The organism is Pseudomonas syringae, assembly GCF_001698815.1.
Lineage (GTDB): Bacteria > Pseudomonadota > Gammaproteobacteria > Pseudomonadales > Pseudomonadaceae > Aquipseudomonas > Aquipseudomonas syringae_A.
In genome coordinates this window covers 123,001-139,075 of record NZ_LGSI01000051.1, presented here as the reverse complement: position 1 = coordinate 139,075, position 16,075 = coordinate 123,001, and the positions used below count along the sequence as shown (strand labels likewise).

Here is a 16,075-nt window from a genome sequence, read left to right as displayed (position 1 = left end):
GCTAAATCACATCGCGGCCAGCGACATGAAGGATCGAAACTTGGGGCGCAGTCTAAACCTGCGCCGAGGCGGGGAACATTAACCCTTGGTCGCGTCGTTAGCCAATTTTGTCGGCACTGCATCACCTCCAGACAACTGATCAAAAGCGCGATTGCTGCGAATGATAAAGCCCTTGTCGTCACGAATCACAAAAAAAGCAGCGATATGGTGCTGTTCGGCGTAATCCCAACCGCGCTCCGGGCCGAGAATCAGCAGCAAGGTCGACAGCCCATCAGCCATCAATGCCGAAGAATGCATGACGGTGACCGACGCCAACGCATGCTCGACCGGCGCACCGGTCAACGCATCCAGGGTGTGAGAATAGCGATGACCGTCGCGCAGGAAATACTTGCGGTAGTCACCGGACGTGGAAACCCCATAACCATCAACGGCGATGACGCGCTGGGCAATCCGCTGATCATCGCGGGGCTGTTCCAGCCCTATAAGCCAGGGCGAGCCGTCGGCCTTTTTGCCCACGGCCTTGAGCTCGCCGGTGGCCTCGACCAGATAATCATTGATACCCATGGCTTGAATTCGAGCACTGATCCGGTCAACCGCATAGCCGGCCGCGATGCTGTTGAAGTCGACTTCCACCGCCGCATCCTTGCACAAACGTTGGTCCTCGATGCGCAAATGCTGATGACCGACGCGCAGCCGCGCCTGAGCCAACTGGTCAGCGTCCGGCACTTGCTCCGTTCGGGATTGCGGGCCGAAGCCCCACAGATTCATCAAAGGCTCGACAGTCAGGTCGTAGCGCCCTTCGCTTGTCTGAGACAACTGCTCGCCGAGGCGAACCAGCTGCAGAACCGGCTCCGGCATCGCCTGGCAACTGTCGGCGGGCAAAGCGTTGAAGCGCTCGATGTCCGAATCGCTGCGCCAGGTGGACATTTGCCGGTCGACTTCGGCCAGTATGGCCTGGACTTCGGGCTGCACCGCGGCCACATCGGGCTGATCGGCCCGGCGTACATAGCTGACCGAATAGCTGCTGCCCATGGTCGGCCCGCCGAAACTTTCCAGCCGGGAACCCTGCGTCCCCGGATCAGCTCCTGAATCACAACCAGCCAGACCGGCTGACAAAAGCCCGAAGACACAACCGCGCAGCCACTCCAGTTTCCGCAAGTTCAAAAGACCGCCCTGTTCAACGAAACGATGTGAGATCAAAAAAAGGCCAGGAGAGTGCCTTGCCCACACAAGTGCGGGCAAGGCCTGCATGCGGACTCAGCGCGTCAGCACCAGAAACAACCGTTGGGCCACCTCCTTGCTGATTGTGCTGCGATAAATGTTGACCACTTCCCGATTGTCTTTTGCGGCACGGACCAGCGCCTTGTAGCCAAGCAGGCGCTGGTCTGGCAATTTCAGGTGGGCTGCGGTGAAGGACTGGGCGTCGGCATCTTCGGCGCCATAGTGAAAATGTGCCCACCACAACAAGTGATTGTCCCGGTCACGCAAAGAGTACTCCTGAATAAAATCATCGCGCTTGCTTCCGGACATGTTCTTGCGACCATCAAAGCGGGCAATATTTACCTCGTTTTGTCGATGCAAATAGCTGACGCGTGCAGCGGTTGGCGGCTGCACCTTGATCATTGCGACTCGAAGATTCCTGCCTTCGCTGGTCAACCGGGCGGCTGCCGTACGTAAATCGCTTGCTGTCTGGGTCAATTGCGACGAGATCGGCGCCGGTGTTCGAGCATCGCTGGCGCTGTGCGCCATCTGTTCGGCAAGCGCAGTGAGTTTTTGCGCCTTGAACACCAGGATATCTTCGACGTCTTCAGGTTCGTATGCACGGGTGGATTGCTGACGAGCCGTGGCAATCGAACCCTCGACGCTGTCCAGCAGGATCTGGGCCTGTTTCTTCAGTTCGCCCGGTGCCAGCAATACGGGTTTAGGCGTTGGCGGCAGCTGCGCAGGCGGTATCGTCTCGATTTCCACCCAATCACCGTCGGCATGCTGGTGCCACGACGTAATCACTTCATCGGTCAGCGGATTGGTGACGTCAACCACCGGTTCGGGCGAATCGTTGCCGCCTTCGCGCAGCCGTCCGACAAAGGCGCGGTGATCTCGAGTTCTGACAATCCGTTTGTCAGGCTGCGGTACACGAGGCACCTGCGTAATGACCACCGCTGCGGACTCCAGCTGGTCATGAATTAACGCGGTCAGGCGGGTTTCGGTCGACTCGCGCAGCATTGTGAAGTCGCGGAAGAACTGTTCAAAGTAATCGCCCTGCTCAACGGCCAGTCCCGCTGACTCTACGTAGGCTGCTATATCCAAAGCTCTGTCGTACTCACGCAACGCACTTTCCAGGACCTCAATCTGCTCCTGCACAGAGTAGTCATTGGGTTTGTCCAACTCAGCCTGGGATATGAATGCGCCGTGCAGATCCTTGTCTACACGCAGCGCTTTCAACATCCTCAGTTCGTCCACCTCGAGAATATCGGCCTTGCTGAAACACAGTTCCAGCAACGACATCATTCGCTGGGTCCTCCATTCCTGACTGGTAAAAAGTTTCACCCTTTGAAACTCTAGAACCTCGTTGCGCCAGAACTGCTCTCCGACCTTCGGCACCGCGCGCAACCGGGACCAAAGCGATTCACGCACTTGCGACCAGTGCAGCCCGCGCGCTTGATTGGCCAGCAACTTTTTGAACATGTCGATATAGACGTCGACGTTGCTGGCCACTACAACACTTTTAGCCTGACTCAACTGCAAACCAATGGAATCCCTGATCACGTGGAGGTTTTCTTCCACCAGGATAATTTCCAGGCACACCACATGACTGGCCAGACGCTTGATCTCTGCGGCTTCGTCCCGTTCTGGCAGCCGGTCTCCCGGCCTGAGCTGCCGCGACAATTCGAGCCGCTGTTGCACAACGTCGACCAACTCCGTCAATTCGCTCTCACTTCGATCGAAAAATAACGGTCGAACCTCACCCTTCGCCGTCCGTAATTGTTCGTAATATCCGGCAACTCTCCCAAACAGCGCCGTCTTGCGGGTATCCAGCAAGGCTACCTGCTCGGTGATACGAGCCACATTGGCGGCATTTTCCTCAGCCAGCTTACGCAGGGTCTTCTTCGGGCCGCCGCCGCGTAAACGCAAACCAAGGTCAAAACGCCAGTGATCTGCGTCTTGCGCCAGATGTGGCCCTTTGGTTGACGGATCATTGGGACGCACCACCACTACACCCTCTTCATCGACGACGACGCGGAACAAGTCGGTGCTTACCCAGCCCAGCCATTCATCCTTATAGGCATACAGCCCGGAATAAGGCCCATGGGTCAGTTTTTGCCCGAGGTGCGGATGCGGCCAGTATTTGAACCGCTCCAGTTGCCTGTTTTGCCGCTCGGTGAGTCGATTGACCGGTCGCGACCAGGAGAAATCCAGAAGGGTCTGCGCATCGGCCAACACGGCACTCGCACGGGGTGATGCCTGGTGAACAGCCACCGGTGCAGCGTGCGCAGGCTCCGCCAACAAGTGGGTAGCCGCCGGAAAACGCCAACGTGCCGCACCACGCAGGGCAAGGCTGTGATGCAGCAACAGTAATGAAATGTTCATCAGCAAATCGGCGAGCATCGCCGACCGAACCCGGGTATCCACTGTGGCAGGCGTGGCGAACAACTGGTTGACACTTGCCAGCAATTGACCGAGCCACAGGGCGTTGGCAACTGTGCCACCAAACAGCGGCAATAGAGTACTGAGCAGCAGCCAGCCGCCTTCCTTGAGCATCATCCAGCGGTTTTCAGCATTGGAAATCGCGCTGCGATCCGCCAGGGTGATCAGCGCCTGAGCATTGGCATTGAACAGCGTATTAAAGATATCTTCACTGACCCAATCGGTAGCCAGCGCCGCAGGCCGAGGACGGTCCAGCGGGGCGAACTCCGAGCCAAGGCCAAAACGGACAATGTGCGGCTCGACAAAACCGCCATTGGCGTAGATCGGGCGCGCGATGTCACTGAGCCAGGTCAGGACGCTGTTCTGCAATGCGCCGGGTTGCGCGATGGCTGCCAGCAACGCCGCCCCGTCGGAGAATTCGGCCAACGGCGTACGCGACAACGGTCGATAGAGCACATGCGGACCTGAAACGCTGTCGGCAGGCCCGATGACAAACATATTGGCGACGACGTCGGCGCTGCGCCCAGGAGCGCTGACAAACGCCAGGGGACGCAAAACAATGGGGCGAGCGCCCACTGTGCGCTCGGCCACACGCGGTTTCATGACGGCCTCGACCGTTTGCCAACCTGCGAGACTCAGCTGCCCCTTGATCTTCAGTTCCAGCGCCAATAACGGCAGTTGCACACGCAGCTGATCGGCAAACAGCCGCTCCCGCCGTTGCGCTTGCGCCATGTCGGTGACCAGATAGCGCTTGAGCAAATCAGGATAAACCTGGCCGATATCGGCGCGGGCCACGAGTTGCTGCAGATAGCCGGCGGTCATCCAGTCCGGCAAGTCACCTGAATCGGTGCGTTGCAGCGAGATGTTTCCGGCGGGCAAGCCTGCCAGGTTCTCCAGGGCAAACTCGGCGAGCGTCATGTAAACCGGTTCGACACTGCCCACCGCGAACGGCTGACCGCCTCCTGGAACGGCCTCGGCGACGACTTTATCGATCCGGACCTGAACATGGCCGACGGAAAAATCCATGTCCTGCGGATGGTCCTTGTCGATTTCCTCGGTCAATGCCGTGGCCGAAAATTCAAGAATCGGCGGCAAATCATCAGTGAAAAACCTGCCATCGGCCTGGCGCTGGACCACCGCCAAAGCGGTGAGCAGGCGGCCGTACGCAGTGCGGTCGACCTGCGATGCACCGATGAGCCAAGGCGGCAAGTGGTCAATGCTTACCTGCGAAGGGCTCGCCAGCTCTTCCTCGGCCTGAAACCAGCCACTGACGTCAGTAACCGCTGCCAATGCCTGTTCCAGGTAGTCGAGCTGGTAAAAATGCTCGTTCTTGATTTGCTGGATGTCAGCCAGCTGGCTTTCGAGCAGCGTCTGGGTCAGCACGTCGAAGATGTCGTCTTCCGGCTCGTATGCCGTCCACTCAAGGTCATGCACCAGGCTATCAACTGCGAGCAGGTTTTCCAGACTCTGCTCCCACGTACGCAGTGAGGGCCAGAACTCGCAGCGTCCCGATATCCCACACATCAGCACTCGCTCACCACTGAACACCACCAGTGCGGGCAGCAACAGCACCCCGTTACCCGTTTGCTTCCCTGCTTTGAGCTGAACAATGCACACCCGAGGCATCGGCGCTCGTACCAGCGCCAGTTGCCTGTCGAGCTTCAACGGAAAGCGAATGATGTCGTGCAGCACCAGCCGGGCGTGGGCATCCGCCGGGCGCGAGGGCGTTGCATTCAACCCGTCGGTTATCTGCTGCCAGACCCGTTCAGCCAGCCAGGCCCAGCGATTGCGGCAGCCAGCGCCGCCAACCGCGCAGCTGTGCCAGTAATCCACCAAGGCCTGCTTGAAATATTCGAACAAGCCTAAAGCGATCCGGTCCACCAGCGCACCGACCTGGATGATATCTACCGGCAGCGGCGTAGCAGCGTCTGATCTGGACAACAGCGTGGTTTGCTCCGGCCGCCATTTGACCGTCGATTGCTCGGCAAAATGGTCCAGCAGGCAGTCGCTAAGGGTTTTTGCCGAATGCGCAAGCGTTGCGACCTCCGGGTCGATGGTCAGCGTCGGATACAGCTCGCGCAATCCGTCCCGCAAGGCAGCGCTGGCCACGCTGCGCAGGGTCGGCCGGTGAGCAAATTCTTCTGCAACTTCTAAGGCAATAGTCATGAGATTCCAGCTTGCTTGTGGATGACCACCCATCAAGGCCTGGGGCCGTGGGTGAACTTCACAGAAGCTAAAACCATCGGTAAGCACTGCAAGCGCTAAACAAATACCGCATCCCGCAAAGCCAAATCCATGCCTTGAGAGTGCGCGATGAAAGGCAGATGGTTGTCATTGCAGATCAATACACATATTGTTACAAATATGCTTCGCGTGCAGGCAGGAGCCTTGGCCGGTGCAAACAGGACATAAATACAACGGATCCCCTAGAAATAAAGCCTAAGCGAGTAATTCCAATGGCCTCCAATACAGGCAAAGGCAAGGCGATTTTTCGCGTTGTCAGCGGCAACTTTCTTGAAATGTTCGACTTCATGGTCTACGGCTTCTACGCCACGGCCATCGCCAAGACCTTCTTCCCGACCGACAGTGCGTTCGCCTCCCTGATGCTATCGCTGGCAACCTTTGGCGCCGGCTTCCTCATGCGTCCGCTGGGGGCAATCTTTCTCGGCGCCTACATTGACCGTCACGGTCGTAAAAAAGGTCTGGTCGTCACCTTGGCCATGATGGCCATGGGCACCGTGCTGATTGCCTGCGTGCCGGGTTACGCAACGCTTGGCGTCGCGGCCCCGCTGCTGGTCCTGCTGGGTCGCTTGCTGCAGGGCTTCTCCGCTGGCGTAGAGCTAGGCGGTGTGTCGGTGTACCTGGCGGAAATCTCCACGCCGGGTCGCAAAGGCTTTTTCGTCAGCTGGCAGTCCGCCAGCCAACAGGCAGCGGTGGTGTTTGCCGGCCTGCTGGGCGTCGGTCTGAATCACTGGCTCAGCCCTGATCAAATGGGTGAATGGGGCTGGCGCGTGCCGTTCCTGATCGGCTGCCTGATTGTGCCGGTGATTTTCGTGATCCGTCGTTCGATGGAAGAAACCCCGGAATTCCAGGCCCGCACCCATCGCCCAACCCTGGGTGAAGTGGTGCGCTCCATTGGCCAGAACTTCGGGCTGGTGCTTGGCGGCATGGCACTGGTGATCATGACCACGGTGTCGTTCTACCTGATCACGGCCTACACGCCGACGTTCGGTAAAAACGAGTTGCACCTGTCCGACCTCGACAGCTTGATCGTCACCGTGTGTGTCGGGATCTCGAACTTTATCTGGCTGCCGGTAATGGGCGCGTTTTCGGATCGTATCGGCCGCAAGCCGCTGCTGGTCGGCGCAACCGTTCTCGCGATTGCCACTGCCTACCCTGCCCTGTCGTGGCTGGTCGCCCATCCAAGCTTCGGCAACCTGTTGATGGTCGAGTTGTGGTTGTCGTTCCTTTACGGTTCGTACAACGGCGCAATGGTCGTGGCGCTGACCGAAATCATGCCGGTCGCCGTACGCACCACGGGCTTCTCCCTGGCCTATAGCCTGGCGACGGCAACCTTCGGCGGCTTCACTCCGGCGGCCTGTACCTACTTGATCCATGTTCTGGACAACAAGGCAGCACCCGGCATCTGGCTGACCGGCGCGGCGATTCTGGGTCTGGTAGCGACGCTTGTACTGTTCCGCAAGGGTGGTCAGAAGCTCCAAGCGCCTGAGGCTGTGGCCGCCGGGTAATCCGTCTCTGCTGGAGCGAGGCTTGCCCGCGAAGAACGATAACGCGGTATGTCTGCCGAACCGCGTCAACCAATTCGCGGGCAAGCCTCGCTCCAACAGAAGCCCCTCAGACCGAATACCGCAACAAAAAACGCCCCGACCGGAAACCCGGTCGGGGCGTTTTTTGTAGGACCGGCTTTAGCCGGGAGAGCTGCCTCGCGGCTAACGCCTCTCCTGTGTCTTACTTCGGAAACGCTGGCGGGTTGACGCCCGCCATGTCTTCCATCACACGAACCACCTGGCAGCTGTAACCGAATTCGTTGTCGTACCAGACGTACAGGACGACCCGGTTATCGTTGGCGATGGTCGCTTCAGCGTCGACGACACCGGCGTGACGCGAGCCAACGAAGTCGGTGGACACCACTTCCTGCGAATTAACGAAATCGATCTGCTTGTGCAAGTCCGAGTGCAGCGCCATGTAGCGCAAGTACTCGTTGATTTCTTCGCGGGTCGTCGACTTCTCAAGGTTGAGGTTGAGAATCGCCATGGAAACGTTCGGCGTCGGTACACGAATCGCGTTGCCGGTCAGTTTGCCAGCCAGTTCAGGCAGCGCCTTGGCGGCAGCAGTGGCGGCACCGGTTTCAGTGATAACCATGTTCAGCGCGGCGCTACGACCACGGCGATCGCCTTTGTGGAAGTTGTCGATCAGGTTCTGGTCGTTGGTGTACGAGTGAACCGTTTCGACGTGACCGTTGATGATGCCGAACTTGTCATTCACAGCTTTCAGCACCGGCACGATGGCGTTGGTGGTGCAGGAAGCGGCGGAGACAATCTTGTCATCAGCAGTGATTTCGCCATGGTTGATGCCATGCACGATGTTCTTCAGCTTGCCTTTACCAGGCGCAGTCAGAACCACACGGTCGATACCAGGGCAGGAAAGATGCTGGCCCAGGCCTTCGGCATCACGCCATACACCGGTGTTGTCCACCAGCAACGCGTTTTGAATGCCGTACTGGGTGTAATCCACTTCAGTCGGGTTTTTCGCGTAGATAACCTGGATCAGGTTGCCGTTGGCGGTGATGGTGTTTTCGGCTTCGTCGATGGTAATTGTGCCATCGAACGGGCCGTGCACCGAGTCACGACGCAACAGGCTGGCACGCTTGACCAGATCGTTGTCGGCGCCTTTACGGACGACAATTGCACGCAGACGCAAGCCGTCGCCACCACCGGTTTTCTCGATCAGGATCCGCGCCAGCAGGCGACCGATCCGACCAAAACCGTACAGCACGACGTCGGTGCCCTTGCGGCTGTTGGAGTTTTGCTGACCAACCACATCGGCCAACTCTTCACGCACGAACTGCTCGGCAGTTCGGCCGTTGCCTTCGGTTTTGAACTTCACGGCCAGCTTGCCCAGGTCCACCGAAGCGGCACCCAGTTTAAGCTCGCTCATCGCCTTGATGAGCGGGAAAGTCTCGTGTACGGACAACTCACTCGCATCGGACTGGCGATGACGGGCAAAGCGGTGGGCTTTGAGTATCGCGATCACTGAACGGTTGATCAGGCTGCGGCCATAGATCGAGCTCACCACATTGTTATTGCGGTAGAGCTGACCGATTAGCGGGATCATCGCTTCGGCTAGGGCTTCACGATCGATCCATTCACCAAGACACTGGTCGGGCTTCTGAGTCACGGGAACCTTCCACATGTAGGGGCTGAAAAAAGGGGCTACATTATGCCGCCGCCTTTGTTTATGAGCAATGCACGGCTATCAGATTGCACGGCACTACATTTTTCCGGCTCTCGTAAAACAGACAACCGATACCTGCGTTAGTTACAATCGCCGCCCCGTCGCAACGCTTGGAGCTCTATCTTCCGTGCCCGTTCTGCGCCTACCGCTTCTTCCTGCTGCTGCAGGCAAACAACACTGGGGCAATCTTCCCGGTGCCGCCCTGAGCCTGGCCATTGCCGAGGCTGCCAGCGCCGCCAAGCGCTTTACCCTGCTTTTGACCGCCGACAGCCAGAGCGCCGAGCGGCTGGAGCAGGAGTTGAAGTTCTTCGCACCGAGTCTTCCGGTCCTGCATTTCCCGGATTGGGAAACGCTGCCCTACGATTTGTTCTCGCCGCACCAGGACATCATTTCCCAGCGCATCGCCAGCCTTTATCGCTTGCCCGAGCTGGAACATGGCGTTTTGGTAGTGCCGATAACCACCGCCCTACACCGTCTGGCGCCGACCAAATTCCTGCTCGGCAGCAGCCTGGTGCTGGACATTGGCCAGAAGCTCGATATCGAAGTGATGCGCTCGCGGCTTGAGGCCAGCGGCTATCGCTATGTGGACACGGTGTACGAGCACGGCGAATTCACGGTACGCGGCAACCTGATCGATCTGTTCCCGATGGGCAGCAAACTGCCGTACCGGATCGACCTGTTCGACGACGAAATCGAAACCCTGCGCACCTTCGACCCGGAAACCCAGCGCTCCATCGACAAGGTTGAATCGGTTCGCCTGCTGCCCGCCCGGGAATTCCCGCTGCAAAAAGAAGAAGTCACCCGCTTCAAGGCGCGTTTTCGCGAACGTTTCGACGTGGACTTCCGACGCTGCCCGATCTTTCAGGATTTGAGCAGCGGCATTACCCCGGCCGGTATCGAGTATTACCTGCCGCTGTTTTTCGAAGAAACCTCGACTTTGTTCGATTACTTGCCCCAGGACACCCAGGTGTTCTCGCTGCCGGGCATCGAACAAGCGGCGGAAAACTTCTGGAACGACGTGCGCGGCCGTTATGAAGAGCGTCGCGTCGACCCGGAACGTCCTTTATTACCTCCGGCGGAGTTATTCCTGCCGGTTGAGGATTGTTTTGCGCGCCTGAAAAACTGGCCGCGCGTGGTTGCCAGCCAGCAGGATGTCGATGCCGGCACGGGTCGCGAGCGCTTCCCGGCGCAGCTGTTGCCTGATCTGGCCATCGAAGCCAAGGCCAACCAGCCACTGGCCGCCCTGGCGAATTTCCTCGATGAATTCCCCGGCCGGGTGCTGTTCACCGCCGAGTCTGCCGGACGCCGGGAAGTCCTGCTGGAACTGCTGGAACGTCTGAAGCTGCGCCCGAAAACCGTGGACAGCTGGAATGACTTCGTCGAAAGCAAGGAACGCCTGTCGATCACCATCGCCCCGCTGGATGAAGGCCTGGTCCTCGAACAACCGGCACTGGCGCTGATCGCCGAAAGTCCGTTGTTCGGTCAGCGCGTCATGCAGCGTCGCCGCCGGGAGAAACGCACCGATGGCGGCAACAACGATGCGGTGATCAAAAACCTCACCGAGCTGCGCGAAGGCGCGCCGGTGGTGCATATCGATCACGGTGTCGGTCGCTACCTCGGGCTGGCTACGCTGGAAGTCGAGAACCAGGTCGCGGAATTCCTGATGCTGGCTTATGCGGAGGACGCCAAACTTTACGTTCCGGTGGCCAACCTGCACCTGATCGCCCGCTACACCGGCAGCGATGACGCCCTGGCGCCGCTGCACCGCCTGGGCTCGGAAACCTGGCAGAAAGCCAAGCGTAAGGCCGCTGAACAGGTACGCGACGTGGCGGCCGAACTGCTGGATATCTACGCCCGCCGCGCGGCTCGCGAAGGTTATGCCTTCGAAGATCCGAAAGCCGATTACGCGACCTTCAGCGCGGGCTTCCCGTTCGAAGAAACGCCGGACCAGCAAACCACCATCGACGCCGTGCGCGCCGACATGCTCGCGCCCAAACCCATGGATCGACTGGTCTGTGGCGACGTTGGTTTTGGCAAGACCGAAGTGGCGATGCGCGCCGCATTCATTGCCGTGCACGGCGGGCGGCAGGTGGCAATCCTGGTACCGACCACCCTGCTCGCCCAGCAGCATTACAACAGTTTCCGCGACCGCTTCGCCGACTGGCCGGTGACTGTTGAAGTCATGAGCCGCTTCAAGTCAACCAAAGAGGTCAACGCCGCAGTTGCTGACTTGGCAGAAGGCAAGATCGACATCGTTATCGGCACCCACAAGCTGCTGCAGGACGACGTCAAGATCAAGAATCTCGGCCTGGTGATCATCGACGAAGAACACCGCTTCGGAGTGCGTCAGAAAGAACAGCTCAAGGCGCTGCGCAGCGAGGTCGACATCCTGACCCTCACCGCAACGCCGATCCCGCGCACGCTGAACATGGCAGTCTCGGGCATGCGCGACCTGTCGATCATCGCCACGCCACCGGCGCGACGTTTATCGGTGCGCACCTTTGTCATGGAGCACAACAAGCCTACGGTCAAGGAAGCCTTGCTGCGTGAGCTGTTGCGCGGCGGGCAGGTCTATTACCTGCACAACGACGTGAAAACCATCGAGAAATGCGCCGCCGATCTGGCGGAACTGGTGCCCGAAGCGCGGATCGGCATCGGCCACGGCCAGATGCGCGAACGCGATCTCGAACAGGTGATGAGCGACTTCTATCACAAGCGTTTCAACGTGCTGATCGCCTCGACCATCATCGAAACCGGGATCGACGTTCCCAGCGCCAACACCATCATCATCGAGCGCGCCGACAAGTTCGGCCTGGCGCAGCTGCACCAGTTGCGCGGCCGCGTAGGTCGCAGCCACCACCAGGCGTATGCTTATCTGCTGACGCCGCCGCGCAAGCAAATTACCCCGGACGCCGAAAAGCGTCTGGAAGCCATTGCCAACACCCAGGATCTGGGCGCGGGTTTTGTGCTGGCCACCAACGACCTTGAGATTCGCGGCGCGGGCGAGCTGCTCGGCGACGGCCAGAGCGGCCAGATCCAGGCCGTAGGTTTCACGCTGTACATGGAAATGCTCGAACGGGCGGTCAAGTCGATCCGCAAGGGCGAGCAGCCCAATCTGGACCAGCCGCTGGGTGGCGGACCGGAAATCAACCTGCGTCTGCCGGCATTGATTCCCGAAGCCTATCTGCCGGATGTCCATACACGGCTGATCCTCTACAAGCGCATCGCCAATGCCGCCGACGAGGATAGCCTCAAGGATTTGCAGGTGGAGATGATCGACCGTTTCGGGCTGTTGCCGGAACCGACCAAGAATCTGGTGCGCATCACTTTGCTCAAATTGCAGGCCGAGCAGCTGGGCATCAAGAAGGTCGATGGCGGACCGCAAGGCGGGCGCATCGAGTTCGCGGCCGACACACCGGTAGATCCGCTGACGCTGATCAAGCTGATTCAGGGGCAACCCAACCGTTACAAATTCGAAGGCGCCACGATGTTCAAATTCATGGTGCCGATGGAACGCCCGGAAGAGCGCTTCAATACTATTGAAGCGCTCTTCGAGCGCCTGACCCCGAAAACTGCTTGAAGGATTCATCCATGCGTGTGTTTCGTTCACTCCTGCTGCTGCTGACGCTGGTTGCGCCAACAGCTTTCGCCGATGGCAGCTATCAGGTCGAGATGATCCTGTTCCGCCAGTTGGGCGAACCGGCCGCGACGCGTCAGTTCGCGCCCGAGGGCTGGGCAGCCGATGCGCAAAGGATCAATGCGCAAAACGAGCGCAGCGTGGCCCTGAGCGAGCTGGCCAGCAAGCTTGAAGCCAGTGGCACCTATAAAGTGCTGCTGCATCGGGCCTGGAGCCAGAATCTGACAGCCGAGCCCGGCAAGATGGCGATCAGCAGCGGCCAGGAACAGTTGGGGCACTTCCCGATCGAAGGCACCCTCAGCATCGGCATTGCGCGCTTCACCGATATCGCGGCAGACTTCTGGGTCAACCAGCTCGATAGCCATGGCGTCCTGATCAGCAGCGAACGCATGAAACAGACAACCCGGGTAAAAAACGGGGAATTGATCTACATGGACTACGGAAGTCTGGCCATGCTGATCAAGATTGCACCCCTGTAACCATCAAGGAGCGCATAGCGCGTTCCTTGCCCTTTTGAGCATCGCTACGGCGTAGGCTGTCCAGAACTGTGTCGTCCAATCTCGAAAAAGTCCTCGCCCTGGCGTGGACAGACAACTTTACCGACAAGACTCTTGAGCGGGGGCTCGACTACGCCCTGCAACAACGCATCATCCTTGAAGAACTCAATCCCGATCTGGTTCGCACCGCGTGCCGGGGTTCCGGTCTGGAGATCTATCACCAGACGTTGATGTTCAAGGATCCAGGCCGATTCAAGAACACCCTGATCTGCAAATGCACCTGCCCGGTGCGGGAAAACTGCAAACATTGCGCGGCGGCCTTGTACTACCTGCAGGATCCGACGAATCAACCGTCGATCCTGGCGGTATTGAACGAATCCCGACGCGAGGTACCACCCCGGATCGAGCCAAAACCCGCGCTGCCCGAACGGCTGATCGATACCATCAAGCCCAAACCAAGGCTGATCCTGGCGAGTATCGAATACAGCGCCTACGAACCGCGTAACGGTCGCATGCAGCGTCATATCCAGCACCGCGCGGCACTGGCGTTCGGTTACGGCGAGCATTTCGCCATTGGCACGGCCAATGTCAGCATTCTGGTCAGTTCCCTGGGCAGTGATCTGGTTAACCAGAAAAGCGACATCATCGAGCATCACGCGACTGAAACCCTGCGCATTCGACGTCAGGGCGAACTGGAGCGTCAACAGCGCCAGGTTCTGCAGGACATGGGTTTCAGGGTCGCGACCCGGCAGAGCAAGGCGCTGCCCGAAACCGCCGGTGACATGTTCGAACTGCCCAACGACAAGGCCTGGCTGAATTTCGTGCTCAAGGATTTGCCCCGCCTTGAAGAACAAGGCTGGGATATCGAGATCACCGAGGAATTCGCCTTCGACGTCACCCCTGTCGATGACTGGTATGCGGTCATCGACGAAGAGGCCGAACGCGACTGGTTTGATCTGGAACTGGGCATCATCGTCAATGGCGAACGCCTGAGCCTGCTGCCGATCCTGATCAACCTGATTCGCACCCATCCGGAATTGATGAGTGCGGCCGGCATCGCCAAGCGTGCTGACGACGAGCAACTGCTGGTGCAGATCAACCACTTCACCCAGCGTGGCGGCGGCCCGATCCAGATCGCCCTGCCCTACGGCCGACTCAAGCCGGTGCTGGCAACCCTCGGTGATTTCTACTGGCGCGACGAAGGCAACAACGCGTTGCGCATGAACAACGCCGACGCGACGCGCCTGGGTGAACTCGAAGACCTGCCACTGAGCTGGCAAGGCGGCGACCGGCTGCGCCAGTTCGCCGACCGGCTGGCCAATATCAAGGACGCACCGGTGGTGGTGCCGGAAGACCTGAACGCCACATTGCGGCCCTATCAGCTCGAAGGCCTGAGCTGGATGCAATCGCTGCGGGAACTGGAAGTCGGCGGCGTACTGGCCGATGACATGGGCCTGGGCAAGACTTTGCAGACCCTGGCGCACTTGCTGATGGAAAAACAGGCCGGACGGCTGGATCGCCCGGCATTGGCCGTGATGCCTACCAGCTTGATTCCCAACTGGATGGACGAAGCGGAAAACTTCACGCCGCAGCTCAAGGTGCTGGCGCTGTATGGCGCCAATCGTTCGCAGGATTTTGCCAATCTGCAGGATTACGATCTGATCCTGACCACTTATGCCCTGCTGCCTCGGGACGTGGAGGTTTTGGCAAAACAGCCGCTGCACACGCTGATCCTCGATGAAGCGCAGTACATCAAGAACCCCAACAGCAAGGCTGCCCAGGCCGCTCGCGAACTCAACGCCCGCCAGCGTTTGTGCCTGAGCGGTACGCCGCTGGAAAACCACCTCGGCGAGCTGTGGTCACTGTTCCACTTCCTGATGCCGGGCTGGCTGGGCAGCAGCAAGGAATTCAACAGCAACTACCGCAACCCCATCGAGAAACACGGCAACATGGATCGCCTGCAGCACCTGAACGCGCGGATCAAGCCGTTCCTGCTGCGCCGCACCAAGGAGCAAGTGGCCACCGAACTGCCGCCAAAAACCGAAATCATCCACTGGGTCGAGCTCAACGATGCCCAGCGCGACGTGTACGAAACCGTGCGCCTGGCCATGGACAAGAAAGTCCGCGACGAAATCACTCGCAAAGGCGTGGCGCGCAGCCAGATCATCATCCTCGAAGCGCTGCTCAAGTTGCGTCAGGTGTGCTGCGACCTGCGTCTGGTCAGCAGCGAACAGGCGAATCCGCGTCACGGCAGTTCAGCCAAGCTGCACAGCCTGATGGAAATGTTCGAAGAGCTGCTGGCCGAAGGTCGCAAGATCCTGCTGTTCTCGCAATTCACCTCGATGCTCACGTTGATCGAAGCCGAACTCAAACAGCGCGGCATTGAGTATGCGCTGCTGACCGGTGCGACCCGAGATCGCCGCACGCCGGTGCAAGCCTTCCAGGCCGGCAAGCTGCCTATCTTCCTGATCAGTCTGAAAGCAGGCGGCACCGGTCTGAACCTGACGGCGGCGGACACCGTGATTCATTACGACCCGTGGTGGAACCCGGCGGCGGAAAACCAGGCCACCGACCGCGCGTATCGCATCGGTCAGGACAAGCCGGTGTTCGTCTACAAGATGATTGCCAGGGGCACCGTCGAAGAGAAAATCCAGCGCTTGCAGCAGGAAAAATCAGCACTGGCAGCAGGAGTTCTGGACGGGCGGATGACCGGCGACTGGAAGCTGCAAAGCGAGGACATCGCGGCACTGTTCGCGCCGCTGCCGTTGCCGGCGAAGAAGGTCAAACGTTAAGAACCACTGCATACACCTCGTTGGAGCGA

7 protein-coding genes are annotated in these 16,075 nt (G+C 59.3%); 4 read left to right on the top strand and 3 right to left on the bottom strand.

Features of this window, described 5'->3' with window-relative positions; translation table 11 throughout:
- Window positions 1-78 precede the first annotated feature (78 nt).
- Both AFK24_RS17850 and AFK24_RS17845 read right to left on the bottom strand, forming a co-directional pair.
- Window positions 79-1,164, bottom strand: coding sequence for an FAD:protein FMN transferase (locus tag AFK24_RS17850; protein WP_080482206.1), 1,086 nt, complete (start codon window positions 1,162-1,164; stop codon window positions 79-81).
- A 93-nt stretch (window positions 1,165-1,257) separates the two neighbouring features.
- Window positions 1,258-5,811, bottom strand: a complete 4,554-nt coding sequence (locus AFK24_RS17845) for a dermonecrotic toxin domain-containing protein (protein WP_065834483.1) — start codon at window positions 5,809-5,811, stop codon at window positions 1,258-1,260.
- Window positions 5,812-6,101: 290 nt separating this feature from the next.
- On the opposite strand from AFK24_RS17845, the gene AFK24_RS17840 reads away from it, so the two are divergent.
- Window positions 6,102-7,394 carry an MFS transporter gene (locus tag AFK24_RS17840; RefSeq protein WP_065834482.1) on the top strand — a complete coding sequence of 431 codons (1,293 nt, stop codon included), beginning with the start codon at window positions 6,102-6,104 and terminating at the stop codon, window positions 7,392-7,394.
- Window positions 7,395-7,614: 220 nt separating this feature from the next.
- Here AFK24_RS17840 and AFK24_RS17835 read toward each other — a convergent pair whose 3' ends face one another.
- Window positions 7,615-9,078, bottom strand: a complete 1,464-nt coding sequence (locus tag AFK24_RS17835; protein ID WP_065834481.1) for a glyceraldehyde-3-phosphate dehydrogenase — start codon at window positions 9,076-9,078, stop codon at window positions 7,615-7,617.
- Between the two features lie 169 nt (window positions 9,079-9,247).
- Between AFK24_RS17835 and mfd the strand changes: the two genes are divergently transcribed.
- The 3 genes from mfd to AFK24_RS17820 all read left to right on the top strand — a co-directional run bounded on the left by mfd (window position 9,248) and on the right by AFK24_RS17820 (window position 16,046).
- Window positions 9,248-12,700 (top strand): transcription-repair coupling factor, encoded by a 3,453-nt coding sequence (gene mfd / locus AFK24_RS17830; protein ID WP_065834480.1) that lies wholly within the window; start codon window positions 9,248-9,250, stop codon window positions 12,698-12,700.
- Between the two features lie 11 nt (window positions 12,701-12,711).
- Window positions 12,712-13,236, top strand: a complete 525-nt coding sequence (locus AFK24_RS17825; protein WP_065834479.1) for a CsiV family protein — start codon at window positions 12,712-12,714, stop codon at window positions 13,234-13,236.
- 68 nt (window positions 13,237-13,304) lie between these two features.
- Window positions 13,305-16,046: a DEAD/DEAH box helicase gene (locus AFK24_RS17820; protein ID WP_065834478.1), complete on the top strand. Its 2,742-nt coding sequence runs from the start codon at window positions 13,305-13,307 to the stop codon at window positions 16,044-16,046.
- Window positions 16,047-16,075: the final 29 nt, after the last annotated feature.